A 14,257-nucleotide genomic window follows, 5' to 3' on the forward strand; every position below is an offset into this window, starting at 1 on the left:
TGAATTCCTTCCACCAACGACATTTAACCGCCTCTTTACCCAAAATTTATGCGTTTAGTTGCCCAAACCGTTGACCTTCGCGTACCGGCGTGAAATTCTTATCTCAGTCTTTGTGTAGGTGTTTTTCATGCTCGCAAGACATGTTGCGAGCGCGAAGCTCCTGCAGCGCCGGTCCCTTTAGCGGACGGGCAATCCAGGATTCTTCTCGCGGAGTGACCAAGGCCGGCACGAAGTGTGCCGTTCTTAAAAAGTTCCACAATGAGGAGAAATAAATGGCACAGGGAACCGTCAAGTGGTTCAACGCTGAAAAGGGCTTCGGCTTCATTACCCCGGATGACTCCGACGGTGATGTCTTCGTTCACTACTCCGAGATCCAGACCGGCGGCTTCAAGACCCTCGACGAGAACCAGCGCGTTCAGTTCGAGATCGGCCAGGGCGCCAAGGGTCCCCAGGCTACCGGCGTCACGCTGGTTTAGTCCCCGCCTGAAGGCCGCTTAATGCGGCCGTCAGCGAAACAATGGTCCCCGGCAATTATGCCGGGGACCATTGTTGTTAACAGTTATAGCGCGTGCAATTACGCCGTATCTTGAGGGTCCGGCCCAACTCTTTTGGCTGCTAACGGGAAACGCGCCATCACCTTTCGCACCAAATCCGGTAACGCTCCATCACTTTCCCATCAAATCGTGCACGTGATTGTCCGGCCTGACCCGGCGGGTTCAGTTCACCAGTTTGCGGACCAGCCGGGCGCCCTGCGGGAGGGAAAGCCCGGGCAGGTATGCCCTTGTCAATGCACGGCCAATGGCGGGCAGGTACAAGGGGTCCTGATAATACAGGTAAAGGGCACGGTACTCGGGTTTGAACCGTGACTTGAATGCGGCCAGTGAACGGAACCCGTAGACCGGTTCCAGGGCGTGCCCCACCAGGTCGAGGATCCGGACCAGGTTATCCGCCTGGTCCCCGCCGCCGGAACCGGTTCCAGGCCCGGTCCCGGAGCCGGGCAGGCTGGCCAGCGGTGAACCTGAGAGGGAGATGACCTCGACGGAGCCGCGCAGCTCAAGGACCGCGGAGGCGATGAGGAATTCCATCACGCCGGGAAAAGCGTCGGCGCCCCGGCGCATTACGTCCAGAGTCCTGCTGACCAGCCGCCCGTCGTCGTATACCGGCAGCCAGCTGGTCACTCCATGGACGGTGCCGTTGCCATCCACGGCGAGGCAGCAGAGCACTTCCGGGTCGTCGAGCTCGTCGATGCCGCCCAGCGTAAAGCCCATCTCCGGGACGGTTTTTCCGGCAGCCCATTCCTCGGACACTTCGCTCAGCTTTAAACGCAGTGCCGCCGGCAGGGAAGCGTAGGTTCCCCAGACCGCTTCGACCCCCAGCTTTGCCGCCCGGTTCAGGGCTGTCCGGACGTTCTGCCATTCCTTGCCCTTGAACTCGAGTTCGCGGATGGCCAGGCGCGTCTCCTGCGCCACGGCAACCCGGGAAAACCCGCGATCCTGCAGCATGGGCCAGAGCGTATCGTCACAGGAGTAGAGTGCGGGGATCAGGGCCTGCCCGCTGCAGTATGCCAGGAACGCCTCCGTCACGTGCCCCTGGCCATCTGCCGGACCAATGGCACCGCCCAGTGTCAGCGCCACGCTGCCGTGCCGTTGGAAAGCCATGGCGCCGCGTCCGTCAGGACTGAACCAGTAGCTGTTGGGTTCCCACAGCGCCATCCAGGAGATCGGCCCGCCGCCCTGGTGAAGCAGTTGGCGTACTTTAATTCGGTCCTGCCGGCCGGAATCGCTGCCGTGGTGCCGGCCCAGCAGTACCCACCACACGGCCACCAGGGCAATCACCCAGAACACGGGGCCGGAGTAGGCGAACAGGACGGCTTCCACGCTGTTCCGGTCGGCAAAAACGCGGTGGTAGTGCTGCGGGATGGGCACCGGGACGTACTGCCGGGCCAGCTCGGCAAAAAGTCCCAGCAGGCCGCCGTCGCGCGTCAGTCCCCCGGCCCACAACCAGGCGAGGGCGTAGGCAGCGGCCAGGACCAGCCACGACCCTCCCACCACGAGTGCCAGCATCCGCCGGGCCGCGGGCACCGTCTGGACGCGGAACTGCCGACGGTTCAGCCAGAGGAGCACCGCCAACAGCAGGGGTACGCATACCAGGGGAAGAACGTGGGCGAAGGCGGAGCCCATGGGTGGCGCGGACGGGCCGCGCGGCCGGGACGGAACCAGGGCGAACAGGGCCAGGTACACGGCAGCCAGGGCGGTTACGGCGAGCTGGATGGCGATGGCGATGTTCCAGGCAAGGCGGCGGCCGCGGCGCATCCCGTCAGCGCAGATCAGCAGCAGGACCACCGGGACCACCGCAAGCGCCAGGCCGAAGGGGCCGGCAAAACCTGCCCGTCCGGCTTCCAGGCAGGAAGCCTCCACCGTGGTTCCGCAGTTGACCGCCAACTGGCTGAGGGTGGGCATCGGATTCAGGACCACGTCCCGCAGGAGCGCCAGCGGACCGGTGGGCGCCCGCGCGATGCCCGTGAGGATCGGTCCGACCGCAAATACGGCAACCGTCAGGGCGAGGAGGTTCCGGGCCTCACGCCCGGTGGAACGGTGCCGGTGCAAGTGGCCCTGGTCTCCCTGGACCCACCAGCCGGCCAGGAGTCCCAGGACGGCGCCGATCAGGCCGATCACCGTTTCGGCGTGCCCGATATACAGGACCAGGAGGAGCGAAATGGAGAGCACGCCCGTCCGCAGCCTGCGCTGCCAGAGGACCGGCAGCCTGCCGGTGGCGGCAAGGCCTGCCGCCAGGACCGCCGGGTAGGGGCCGATCAGGATGTCGTCGGCCATCCGGTCGAGCCATCCGTCACCCACATAGCCCGCCAATTGGGTGATGAGCAGGAAAACCGTGACGGCGCCGAATTGGCCGCCGAGGAAAAGCGCGACGGCGGCAGCTGTTCCCAGCCTCCGCTCCGCCAGGCCCAGCAGCACCAGGATCATCAGGGATGCGGAGACATACGCCAACGGGTTGGTGGCGAAGAAGAGGCTGGTAAAGAGGGACCACCAGTTGCCGGCACGCAGGCCCGGCCCGCTGACTCCAGCCCCGTCCAGCAACTGCTCAGGCGGTCCTGCAAGGTAGCTGCCCGTCACGGCCCCGGCGGCCAGGAACACCGCGAGGACCGCCACGGAGAACGGCATCGACTTGAGTCCTGCGATGGTCCGGTCCCGGGCGGGGCGTAACACCGTTGTCCAGGCCAAAGAGGCGGTGCGTATCGGCTGTCCGGAAGTCATTGGCCGAGCCCCCATCTGTCGGAAAGGAACTGCAGGGCATCGGCAATCCGTTTGGAGGACGTGTCCCAGGAATGGCCGGTATGTTCCACTTCATAGGCGCGGACGTCGAAGCTGGCGTCCCGGGCGGCAGCTGCGAGGGTGTTCAGGTAGGCCACGAATTCCGGGTCGTTCTGTCCGGCGGTCAGGTACATGCCGCTGGACTCGAAGCGCCGCTCTTTCATGATGGCCAGCGGGGTCTGCCGGTCGAATTCTTCGGGCTCCTCCGGGAAGGCGGCATCAATGGTCTTTTGCCGTTCCTTGGCCAGGGCCGGCTCAACTTCCCCGGAGAACGAGAGGATGGACGGGAACAGATCCGGGTGCCGGGTTCCCATCTGCAGTGCGCAGGTGCCGCCGAAGGAAAATCCGCCAATGGCCCACTGGTGGTGGTTGGTGTCCACGGCAAGGGTGGAACTGATCCAGGCCGTTACATCGCGGGAAAGATAGGTATCGGCCTGTGCTATCCGGCTGTCCATGCACAGGGTGTTGGCTGACTGCGAGCCGTTGGGATCGGGAATCACCACCACCGGTGCCAGGCCACCGTGGGCGGCCGCGAAGGAGTCCAGGTGGCCGTCAAGTGCTCCTCCGGTCAACCAGTCCGGGGGCCCGCCCGGCTGGCCGGCCACCAGGACCAGGACCGGAAGGGCAGGCCGGTTTTTGGCAAAGTAGGCAGGCGGCAGGTAGATGTATGCCTCGCGGGTGCTCATGCCGGAAGCGGTGCCGGGGATGGCAGCCTTGCGCAGGACTCCCCCTGCGGGAAGCTCACCCTGCGGTGCCCACCCGTGGAGCGGGACGCCGTCGGCCGCCCCTTGCTGGCGCATCAGGCCAGGTTCCAGGGTGGGGATCCGGGCCACGGCAGTGCCCAGGAGGTCGCTTACGGTGCGGTTCAGCCCGAAGTAGGCGTTGACCTGGACGGCGGACAGGGCTGCGACAACCAGCACCGCGGCCAGGCCGGTGGCCCGGCGGTGCCAGTTGCTGCGGGGCAGCCGGAGCAGCAGCAGGATGAGGGCGGCCACTGCAGGCACCACCCAGAGCAGGACGGCGTCCGGGATGTTCTCCGGGAAAACGGAGAAGAGATTAATGAGCGCCCAGTGGACGGTCGCCACCAAGGCGAAGGCGGCGGCCACGGCGGCGATCACTTGAACGAACCAGCGCCGCCTGCCTGTCGGCGAAGGCGGTGCCAGCAGGAATGCGCCACCCGCCAGGCCCAGCACCAGGGATACCCAGTACACGGGGCCGTCAGTCAGCCGGACGTCGAAAACCCAGTCCACGTTGGCTAGCGCCAGGTGCCCACGCCGATAACCGGGCCGGCTTCCAGCCAGGAAGACAGCCCGGCGTAGGCGTCGAACTTCATGGCGAGACGGAGGTCTTGCCCCTCGTACCGCAGTTCAACAATGACGACGTCGGGCTGGACCTTCACTGCCTCGGCCTCGGTGGGCTTGCGGCGGCCCAGCAGTTCCAGTGAGTGGCGCTTGAATTTGTGCTTCGGCCGGACGCTTAACGAGAACAGGCGGAACCACTCAAGGTCGTTGTCCTGATAACGACAAACCCCCACCTGCCAGCTGTTTCCAGCCATGCAAATGGAGGCGTCCACCGTGCCGAGGGCGCGCCGCAGGTTGAAGCGGCGCACCCCCGAAAGGCACAGTGCAAATACCAGCAATCCAAACGTGATTGCCATGGCGATGAACGGAAGACTCGGTGCGTCCATCAAGGTGGTGCTAGCGGATCCCAGCGGTAGCCGAGCCGCCCAGTTGGGCGTTGTCAGCAACAATAACCACGCGGTTGTTGTCCACGGAGAAGAAACCGCCGTCAACATCTACCGCGATACGGTCCCCGGACACCGGCTGGATAGCCAGTTCACCCTCGGCCAGGATCGCCAGCAGGGGCGAGTGGCCGGGCAGGATTCCGATTTCACCATCGCTGGTGCGGGCCTTGACCATCTTGGCCGCTCCGGACCACACGAAGTGGTCCGCTGCGACAATCTCAACCTCAAGCTCAGCCATATTACTTGGTCTGTTCCTGGATCTTGGCCCACTGGCGCTCAACGTCATCGAGGCCACCGACGTTGAAGAACGCCTGCTCCGCGATGTGGTCCAGCTCGCCGTCGCAGATGGCAGTGAAGCCTTCAACGGTGTCCTTGATGGAAACCGTGGAGCCCTCGACGCCGGTGAACTGCTTGGCGGTGTAGGTGTTCTGCGAGAGGAACTGCTGGATGCGGCGTGCACGCGACACGACGATCTTGTCCTCTTCGGAGAGTTCGTCAACACCGAGGATGGCGATGATGTCCTGGAGTTCCTTGTTCTTCTGCAGGATCTGCTTCACACGGACAGCCGTGGTGTAGTGGTCCTTGCCGATGTACTGGGGGTCCAGGATACGGGAGGTCGACGTCAGCGGGTCAACAGCCGGGTACAGACCGCGGGAGGCGATTTCACGGGAAAGTTCCGTGGTCGCATCCAGGTGTGCAAAGGTGGTGGCCGGTGCCGGGTCGGTGTAGTCATCTGCGGGAACGTAGATGGCCTGCATCGAGGTGATGGAGTGGCCCTTGGTGGACGTAATGCGCTCCTGCAGGAGGCCCATCTCGTCAGCCAGGTTGGGCTGGTAGCCCACAGCCGAAGGCATGCGGCCGAGGAGCGTGGAAACCTCGGAACCTGCCTGGGTGAAGCGGAAGATGTTGTCGATGAAGAGCAGCACGTCCTGGTTCTGCACATCGCGGAAGTATTCCGCCATGGTCAGCGCGGACAGGGCCACGCGCAGACGCGTTCCCGGCGGCTCGTCCATCTGGCCGAAGACAAGGGCGGTGTCCTTGAGGACGCCTGCCTCTTCCATTTCAACCCAGAGGTCGTTACCTTCACGGGTACGCTCACCCACACCGGCGAATACCGAGGTACCACCGAAGTTGCGGGCAACACGGGTGATCATTTCCTGGATCAGGACGGTCTTGCCCACGCCGGCGCCGCCGAACAGGCCGATCTTTCCACCCTTGATGTAAGGGGTGAGGAGGTCGATGACCTTGATGCCGGTTTCGAGCATCTCGGTGGAGCCTTCGAGCGAGGCGAAGCTCGGTGCCTTGCGGTGGATGGGCCAGCGTTCGCTGATCTCCAGCTCCGACTCGGCAACGTCCAGGGGCTGGCCCAGGACGTTGAAGATGTGGCCCTTGACGCCGTCGCCGACCGGCACGGAGATGGGGGCACCGCTGTCCACTACGGACGTGCCGCGGACGAGTCCGTCGGTGGCCTGCAGCGAGATGGCGCGGACGAGGTTGTCACCCAGGTGCTGGGAGGTCTCGAACGTGATGGTCTTGGTCTCACCGTTGAGAGTGATCTCGGTGGTGAGTGCGTTGTAGATGGACGGGATTGCGTCAGCCGGGAATTCGACGTCGACAACCGGGCCGATTACGCGCGCAATGCGGCCGGTGGCACCGGACGTTGCGGCTACGTGTTCGGTAGCAGTGGCAGTCATCTCTCTCACTTCACTCAGTAGATGGCGTGGGTTTAAGTTTATCTGGGTGGTGCAGGTCCAGCGGAACCGGGTGCTGCAGGCTAGGACGCGAGGGCGTCGGCGCCGGCAACAATCTCGGAAAGCTCCTGCGTAATTTCAGCCTGGCGGGCCGTGTTGCGCAGACGCGTGTACTTCTTGATGAGGTCCGTGGCGTTGTCGCCCGCGGACTTCATGGCCCGCTGGCGTGCAGCAAGCTCGGAAGCTGCTGCCTGCAGCATGGCCGCGAAGATGCGTGACTCGATGTAGCGCGGCAGCAGGGCGTCAAGAACACGCTCAGTTTCCGGCTCAAACTCGTACAGCGGCAACAGGTCCGATTCAGAAGCGGCCTGCTCTTCCACTACTTCCAGCGGAAGCAGGCGGATGACCGTAGGCTCCTGGGTGACCATGGACTTGAAGCGGGTGTACACCACGTGGATTTCGTCCACGCCGCCCTCTTCATAGTCGTTGGCGAATTCCGTGAGCAGCGCCGCGCCGATTTCACGGGCAGTGCCGAACTCCGGTGCGTCGGTGCCTCCGGTCCAGACCCGTGCGTATTCGCGGCCCCGGAAGTCGAAGTAGGCCTGCGCCTTGCGGCCGACGAGGTACGTCTTGACTTCCTTGCCTTCAGCGTGGAGCAGCTCGTTGAGACCTTCCGCCTGCTTGAGCACACTTGCCGAGTAGGATCCTGCCAGGCCGCGGTCCGAGGTGATTACCAGGACGGCGGCACGGCGGATCTGCTCCGGCTCAGTGGTCAGCGGGTGGTCGATTTCGCTTTGGCTGGCGACAGCAGAAACGGCGCGCGTGATCGCGTTCGCGTAAGGCAGTGAAGCTGCTACGCGCGCACGGGCCTTGCCGATGCGCGAGGTAGCGATCAGTTCCATCGCCTTGAAGATCTTGCGCATCGACGTGGTCGAGCTGATCTTCTGGCGGTAGACCCGAATCTGGGCTCCCATACTTATCCTTTCCTAACATTCCCTAAACCGGGTGTGCCGGACCTTGGCGGCCCGGCACACCCGGTCAGTGGAATTAGCGCTTCTGCTTGACGATCTTTTCCTGGTCAACGTCGCCCTCGGAGATAGCGTCATGCTCCTCGTGGCCGGCGCCTACCAGGTGGTTGTCACCCTCGCCGAAAAAGCCCTTCTTGAAGGCCACGACGGCGGACTTCAGAGCTGCAGCGGTGTCATCGTCCAGCACGTTGGTCTGCGCCAGCGTGGTGAGGATGGAGGACTTGTGGGCCAGGTGCTCCAGGAACTCCGACTCGAAGCGGCTGACGTCCTCAACCGGAACGTCATCGAGGTAGCCGTTGGTGCCTGCCCAGATGGACACAACCTGGTTCTCCACCGGGAACGGCGAGTACTGGCCCTGCTTGAGCAGTTCCATCAGGCGTGCGCCACGGGTGAGCTGCTGGCGTGAAGCGGCATCCAGGTCCGAGGCGAACATGGCGAATGCCTGCATGTCCCGGTACTGGGCGAGGTCCAGCTTCAACGTGCCGGAAACCTTCTTCATGGACTTCACCTGGGCGGCACCGCCCACGCGGGACACCGACACACCAACGTCAACAGCAGGACGCTGGTTGGCGTTGAAGAGGTCCGACTGGAGGAAGATCTGGCCGTCGGTGATGGAGATCACGTTGGTGGGGATGTAGGCCGAAACGTCGTTGGCCTTCGTTTCGATCAGCGGCAGGCCGGTCATGGAACCTGCGCCCAGCTCGTCGGAGAGCTTTGCACAACGTTCCAGCAGGCGAGAGTGCAAGTAGAAGACGTCGCCGGGGTAGGCTTCGCGTCCCGGCGGGCGGCGAAGCAGCAGCGACACTGCACGGTAGGCCTCTGCCTGCTTGGAGAGGTCATCAAACACGATGAGGACGTGCTTGCCGCCGTACATCCAGTGCTGGCCGATGGCCGAACCGGCGTACGGTGCGAGGTACTTGAAGCCCGCGGGGTCCGAGGCGGGGGACGCCACGATGGTGGTGTACTCCAGCGCGCCGTTGTCCTCGAGGGTCTGGCGGATAGCGGCAATGGTTGACGCCTTCTGGCCAATTGCCACGTAGATGCAGCGGACCTGCTTGGTCACATCGCCTGAAGCCCAGTTGGCCTTCTGGTTGATGATGGTGTCGATCGCGATCGCGGACTTGCCGGTCTGGCGGTCGCCAATGATCAGCTGACGCTGGCCGCGGCCGATCGGAATCATGGCGTCGATGGCCTTGAGTCCGGTCTGCATCGGCTCGTGCACCGACTTGCGCTGGGTCACGCCGGGAGCCTGGAGCTCCAGTGCGCGGGTGGTCTCGGCTTTGATCTCGCCAAGGTCGTCGATGGGCACGCCCAGCGGGTCGACAACGCGGCCGAGGAAGGCGTCGCCCACGGGTACGGACAGAACCTGTCCCGTGCGGTGGACTTCCTGGCCTTCTTCGATGCCGGTGAAGTCGCCGAGGACGATGACGCCGATTTCGCGGACGTCAAGGTTCTGGGCCAGGCCCAGGGTACCGTCCTCGAAGCGCAGCAGCTCGTTCGCCATGACCGAGGGAAGGCCCTCAACACGGGCGATGCCGTCACCAGCGGTGGTTACGCGGCCGACCTCTACGCGCTCTGCGTTTCCGGGTTCGTAGGACGCCGCGAACTCGTTCAGCGCATTACGGACGTCGTCGGCGTTGATGGTCAATTCGGCCATCTGCAGTCCCTGCTCTCCTGTTTTGTGATCATCGTTGTCCACGATGACCGGGGTTTCTATCAGTTGTGTTGTGCTTGTCCGGCTAGCCGGCCAGCTGGCGTTGCAGCTCGCCCAGGCGGGTAACTACCGAAGCGTCAAGCACTTCGTCACCGACCTGGACGCGGATGCCGCCAATGAGTGCCGGGTCAACATTGACGTTGACCTTCAGTTCCCGCCCGTACAGCGCATTCAAGCCCGCCTGGAGGCGTGCAAACTGCGTTGATGTCAAAGGGCGGGTCACGCTGACCGTCGCAATCCAGCGCTGCTGCCGCTTGGCCGCCAGCTCGGCGAACCGTTCCACCAGCCGGGTGGGCTTGATGCCGCGGGGCTGGGTAACTGCCTGCGTGATGAGGACCTTCGCTTCCTCGCTCACTCCGGGCACCAGCCTCTCGGCGAGCGTGGCTTTGGCTGCGGCGCTGGCCTGTGGTTCGGACAGAGCACGTTGTACCTCGTGGTTGGAGGCAACGGCCTGGTTGAAGGAGAACAGATCGTTCTCCAGCTCTTCCAGGCCAGAGATTCCGGAGGCAGAAACGGCCGACTTGTTTTCGGCAACGGAAATGACCACCGTTGCGGCAAGAGTCTCGAGTGCATCGCCAATATCCCGGGCGTTTGCCCAGCGTGAGCCGGCCAGTCCGCCCGCGATCTCTGCAGCATCAGCGGAGACTTTTCCGCCAACCAGCTGCCTGACCAGCGCCGACTTTTCGTCACCGTTACGGGACGGGTCAGTCAGGGCGCGGCGCAAGCCAGCCGAGCTGTCCACCATTCCCAGAATTCCGAAGAGTTCCTTTGCCAGCTGCAGCGACGCCGTCGGAAGTTTGGCTTCCAACGCGGCCAGGGCTGTTGCCAGCGATCCGCTCGATACGCCTGCCATTACTTAGCTGCACCTGCGCTCTGGGTCTCCAGATCTGCCAGGAAGCGGTCCACTACCCGTGCTGCGCGCTCGTCGTCGTTCAGCGTTTCACCGACGATCCGGCCGGCAAGGGTGGTGGCCAGGGTGCCTACCTCCGAACGCAGGGACACAACGGCCGCCTGGCGCTCGGATTCGATCTGGGCATGGGCCTGGGCCGTGATGCGGGCAGACTCTGCAGCTGCCTTCTCCTTGAGATCCGCGAGGATCTGGGCACCTTCGGCGCGGGCTTCCTCACGGATGCGGTTGGCTTCGGCGCGGGCGTCGGTCAGCTGCTGCTTGTACTCTTCGAGTGCAGCAGACGCCTCAGCCTGGGCCTTTTCAGCCTTTGCAATGCCGCCTTCGATAGCCTCGGCACGCTCGGCGAAGGTCTTCTCGAACATCGGGACAACGAACTTGACCACGATGAACATCAGAATGGCGAAGCCCACCAGGGTAACGCCCATTTCCCAGAGGTTGGGAACCAGGGGGTTGACTTCGCCCTCAGTGGCGGCTGAGATGATCAGCTGATTCATATTTCACCCGTCCTTTTCTACTCGGTTCTGTAAGTTCGCTTCGCTCTAAGGACTAGAGAACGAAGGCGAAGACCAGGCCGAGGATGGCGAGGGCTTCGGTCAGCGCAAGGCCGAGGAATGCGATCGGCTGCAGGACACGCTGTGCTTCCGGCTGGCGGGCGACGCCGTTGATGTAGGCAGCGAATACGAGACCAACACCGATACCACCGCCGATTGCGGACAGACCGTAACCTACGAGGTTGAGATTGCCTTCCATTTTTCTTCCTTTCAAGATGCCACCCATGTGGCAGGTTGTTTGGGTTGCTATCATCCCCGCGAGGGGAAGCTTAAGGGGTGCCTAGTGGCTGTCGGCGTGAAGCGCGCCTTCGACGTAGATCGCGGTCAGCAGCGTGAATACGTAGGCCTGCAGGACCATGATCAGGGCTTCAAGCATGTACATGGCAATGGCCCCGGCGAGAACCAGGACGGAGGTTCCCTTGAGCAGGATGTTCTCCTGCGTGATGAGGTATTCGATGCCGGATCCGGCGATCATCACGATGAGGTGTCCTGCGAGCATGGTCGCGAACAGACGGAGGCTGTGCGTGACGGGCCGGACCAGGAAGTTGGAGATGATCTCGATCGGGATCACGATCGGAAGGATGAACCAGGGAACACCGGAGGGCACAGTGGCCAGCTTGAAGTAACGGAGTCCGTTCTTCTTGACGCCGATGATGATCCAGGTGAAGTAGACAATTCCAGCGAGCACATAGGCTCCGCCCACGTGTGAGAAGGTGGGAAGCTGGAATACCGGGATTGCACCGTAAATGTTATTTACCAGGATGAAGAAGAACAAGCTGAACAGCAGCGGGACGTACTTGATGAAGTCCCTGCCGCCGATGATGTCCTTGGCGATTCCGTTGCGGACGAAGCCGTAGGCGGCTTCGCCGGCGAACTGGAGCTTGCCGGGTACCAGCTGCTGCTTGCGTGCGGCGAGCACGAAGAAGACGGCGATAAAGACGACAGAGAGGAGGACCAGCAGCATCTGCTTGGAGAATCCTTCTGCGGCACCCCACGGCAGGATTGCCGGCAAATGCATTTCGTTAATACCAGGAGGAGTAAACTCTCCTGAATCTTGGGCCGGGAGCGCAAGCGCGATCAACGCGTTTCCTCTCTGCAGTGTCCATCATTGGGCGTCGGGCGGGAACCGGCAGCCTGACGGCCTGCTGGTCCCCCTGTGAAATTATTTGGCATTAGTGTTACCGTCCTGGGACGGTCCGCTGGCAGCATGGCGCTCCCCAGCAATTTTTCGAGAACTGGTCAGGCCATGCATGTGGGAAAGGTAAAAACCTCCGACGGCTCCAAGCAGAGCGCCTGCGAGCACAATCCAGCGCGTTCCCCACAGATAATCCAGTCCCCACCCTATCAAACTCCAGACGATGATTCCGCCAATGATGTAGCTGAATACGGCCATGCCGGCGTTGTATCCGCCGCTGGTTCCGTCGCCTGATACACCGGGGGCAGAACCCTTTGATCCCCTGTTGCCGCTCGTGCCTTCCGTGGGCTTCTGAGGATCACGCATCGGGGCTTTCCTTGGTTTCTGGATCGTTGTAGATCTGAAGGCGGGCTTTGCTGAAACCGTGGATTTCTGCAGCCTGCCAGAGGACGACGGCGGTCACGGCGCCGGCAACGAACCAGCGGCCGTGCAGCCACGCCGGGGCACCGACCACAAACAGGACGGCGGCGAAGCCCACCACTTTGACAAAGTAGGTGGCCACGAACATGCCGATGGCCCCGGAAGGATTGTTGCGTCCCATGAGGTGGCCCACCAGGAGGCTGATGCCGAAGAACAGCATCACCAGGAGCCCACCAAAGGTACTGGACAATGCACCGGCCGGGCCTTCAAGGATTGCTGCGGGAATGGCGCACAGTACCAGTCCGGCCGCGGCCGCCGCCGAACTCCGTTTGAGGAGGTTCAGCCAGAGGGACGGTGTGGGACCGGATGCGCCAACTCTTCCGTTGCCGGACGCAGGTCCGGACTCGGCGTTGGAGGTCATTTGATCCCAATCGTCGGCGCCAAAAGGCAGTTAGCCAAGCGGCAGGTATGGAAGGGCAGCTTTGGCTGCCCCTAAATTCTACATGAGATAGAAATGTTTCCGCGCCGGACGTTACGCCCGCGCCTCATCGCCGCGCCGGGCTAGGTAGGGCCACGCTGTGATGAGGCCCATCACCAGGGTTGCAAAGATGTCGATGGACAGCACGATTTGCCAGGGGAAGATGGCGAAGGCCAGTCCCCCGAAGGAAAGGATGGCGGTCCAGAGGTACATCAGGATTACGGCTGTGCGGTGCGAGTAGCCGATGTCCAGCAGCTTGTGGTGCAGGTGGCCCCGGTCTGCGGACCAGGGCGAACGGCCGCGGGCCGTGCGCCGGACCACTGCTAAACCAAGGTCCAGCAGCGGCAGGAAGAGGACGGCGAACGGAAGCAGGATGGGTATCACCGTGGAGATACCGTTGGCCCGGTCGTAGAGGCCCGAGGTGATCTGGCCTGTGGACACCACGCCGGCTGAGGCCATGAGCAGGCCGATCAGCATTGCTCCGGAATCACCCATAAAGATCTTGGACGGAAACCAGTTGTGGGGCAGGAAGCCAAGGCAGCTGCCCACCAGGACAGCGGTGATAAGGGTGGCGAGATCCGAGTAGTCCAGCAGCACCGCGTTGCGGTGGACCCAATACGCCGTGAAGAAGAAGGCCGTACCGCCGATGGTCGCCACTCCGGCCGCCAGCCCGTCCAGGCCATCAATGAAGTTAAAGGCGTTCATGGTGGTGACGATCAGACCGGCGGTCAGCACTACCCGGAGCGTCTCGTTTTCCAGGTAGATGGCCTCAGGAACCCACGGGACAATGGTCATCTGGACTCCCCAGATGGCCACTGTCAGTCCCGCCGCGCTTTGGCCAATCAGCTTCACCCACCAGCGGATGTCCAGCAGGTCATCCGCAACGCCCACCAGGACGATGACGGCCGCACCGGCGAGCACGCCCCAGGGCGAGAAGTTGTTGCGGTAAATGTCCCTAACAAAGAAGGACTGGCTGGCCACAATGAGCGCCACCAGGATTCCAAGGAAGATGGCCACACCCCCCAGCCGGGACACAGGAATGGAATGCATGTCCCGGCTGCGGATGGGCAGGTGCAGCTCGAGCCGGTGGCCGACGATCCGCGCACCCCAGGTGGCGAAATAGGACACGACAGCAGCGGTCAGCCCCATCAGCAGGTACATGATCATGGGGCGACGGCCGTTTCAAGGGTGTTACTGAAGCCGGACAACCGTGTTGGCGGATGGTCCGTGGTCGATGGGCTCAATGACTGGGAATCT

General features: G+C 63.0%; 15 protein-coding genes. 1 reads left to right on the top strand and 14 read right to left on the bottom strand.

The window, feature by feature from the left end:
- The first annotated feature begins 272 nt into the window (after positions 1–272).
- Positions 273–476: a cold-shock protein gene (locus QFZ36_RS04640; RefSeq protein WP_011692441.1), complete on the top strand. Its 204-nt coding sequence runs from the start codon at positions 273–275 to the stop codon at positions 474–476.
- A 240-nt stretch (positions 477–716) separates the two neighbouring features.
- Here the strand turns inward: QFZ36_RS04640 and QFZ36_RS04645 are convergent, their stop codons facing one another.
- The 14 genes from QFZ36_RS04645 to QFZ36_RS04710 all read right to left on the bottom strand — a co-directional run bounded on the left by QFZ36_RS04645 (position 717) and on the right by QFZ36_RS04710 (position 14,167).
- Positions 717–3,272 carry a bifunctional lysylphosphatidylglycerol flippase/synthetase MprF gene (locus QFZ36_RS04645; protein ID WP_306634291.1) on the bottom strand — a complete coding sequence of 852 codons (2,556 nt, stop codon included), beginning with the start codon at positions 3,270–3,272 and terminating at the stop codon, positions 717–719.
- Entirely contained in the window at positions 3,269–4,579 is a 1,311-nt protein-coding gene (locus tag QFZ36_RS04650; RefSeq protein ID WP_306634294.1) for an alpha/beta hydrolase, read from the bottom strand. Before QFZ36_RS04650 ends, QFZ36_RS04645 begins: the two co-directional genes overlap by 4 nt.
- A gap of 5 nt (positions 4,580–4,584) precedes the next feature.
- Positions 4,585–5,016 carry a DUF2550 domain-containing protein gene (locus QFZ36_RS04655; protein WP_050054635.1) on the bottom strand — a complete coding sequence of 144 codons (432 nt, stop codon included), beginning with the start codon at positions 5,014–5,016 and terminating at the stop codon, positions 4,585–4,587.
- A 10-nt stretch (positions 5,017–5,026) separates the two neighbouring features.
- Entirely contained in the window at positions 5,027–5,311 is a 285-nt protein-coding gene (locus tag QFZ36_RS04660) for a F0F1 ATP synthase subunit epsilon (RefSeq protein ID WP_018760117.1), read from the bottom strand.
- Between the two features lies 1 nt (position 5,312).
- The gene (gene atpD / locus QFZ36_RS04665) at positions 5,313–6,767 is read right to left on the bottom strand and encodes a F0F1 ATP synthase subunit beta (protein WP_306634296.1); all 1,455 of its coding nucleotides are present in this window, start codon (positions 6,765–6,767) and stop codon (positions 5,313–5,315) included.
- Between the two features lie 80 nt (positions 6,768–6,847).
- On the bottom strand, positions 6,848–7,738 hold the full coding sequence (locus QFZ36_RS04670; protein ID WP_306634298.1) for a F0F1 ATP synthase subunit gamma: 891 nt from the start codon (positions 7,736–7,738) through the stop codon (positions 6,848–6,850).
- Between the two features lie 73 nt (positions 7,739–7,811).
- Positions 7,812–9,449: a F0F1 ATP synthase subunit alpha gene (atpA, locus tag QFZ36_RS04675; protein WP_306639098.1), complete on the bottom strand. Its 1,638-nt coding sequence runs from the start codon at positions 9,447–9,449 to the stop codon at positions 7,812–7,814.
- Positions 9,450–9,531: 82 nt separating this feature from the next.
- A complete protein-coding gene (locus QFZ36_RS04680) occupies positions 9,532–10,359 on the bottom strand; it encodes a F0F1 ATP synthase subunit delta (protein WP_306634300.1) in 828 nt (275 codons plus the stop codon).
- The gene (locus QFZ36_RS04685) at positions 10,359–10,910 is read right to left on the bottom strand and encodes a F0F1 ATP synthase subunit B (RefSeq protein WP_142037923.1); all 552 of its coding nucleotides are present in this window, start codon (positions 10,908–10,910) and stop codon (positions 10,359–10,361) included. The genes QFZ36_RS04680 and QFZ36_RS04685 overlap by 1 nt, the downstream gene beginning before the upstream one ends.
- Positions 10,911–10,962: 52 nt before the next feature.
- Complete coding sequence (gene atpE / locus QFZ36_RS04690; protein WP_009356484.1) at positions 10,963–11,166, bottom strand: ATP synthase F0 subunit C; 204 nt, start codon at positions 11,164–11,166, stop codon at positions 10,963–10,965.
- Positions 11,167–11,247: 81 nt separating this feature from the next.
- On the bottom strand, positions 11,248–12,048 hold the full coding sequence (gene atpB / locus QFZ36_RS04695) for a F0F1 ATP synthase subunit A (RefSeq protein WP_306634302.1): 801 nt from the start codon (positions 12,046–12,048) through the stop codon (positions 11,248–11,250).
- An 81-nt stretch (positions 12,049–12,129) separates the two neighbouring features.
- Positions 12,130–12,468 (bottom strand): AtpZ/AtpI family protein, encoded by a 339-nt coding sequence (locus tag QFZ36_RS04700; RefSeq protein WP_306634304.1) that lies wholly within the window; start codon positions 12,466–12,468, stop codon positions 12,130–12,132.
- Positions 12,461–12,943, bottom strand: coding sequence for a hypothetical protein (locus QFZ36_RS04705; RefSeq protein ID WP_306634306.1), 483 nt, complete (start codon positions 12,941–12,943; stop codon positions 12,461–12,463). The genes QFZ36_RS04700 and QFZ36_RS04705 overlap by 8 nt, the downstream gene beginning before the upstream one ends.
- A 111-nt stretch (positions 12,944–13,054) precedes the next feature.
- Positions 13,055–14,167 (bottom strand): MraY family glycosyltransferase, encoded by a 1,113-nt coding sequence (locus tag QFZ36_RS04710; RefSeq protein ID WP_306634308.1) that lies wholly within the window; start codon positions 14,165–14,167, stop codon positions 13,055–13,057.
- Between the last annotated feature and the right edge of the window lie 90 nt (positions 14,168–14,257).

The sequence above is a fragment of the Pseudarthrobacter siccitolerans genome, from assembly GCF_030823375.1.
Classification (GTDB): Bacteria; Actinomycetota; Actinomycetes; order Actinomycetales; family Micrococcaceae; genus Arthrobacter; species Arthrobacter siccitolerans_A.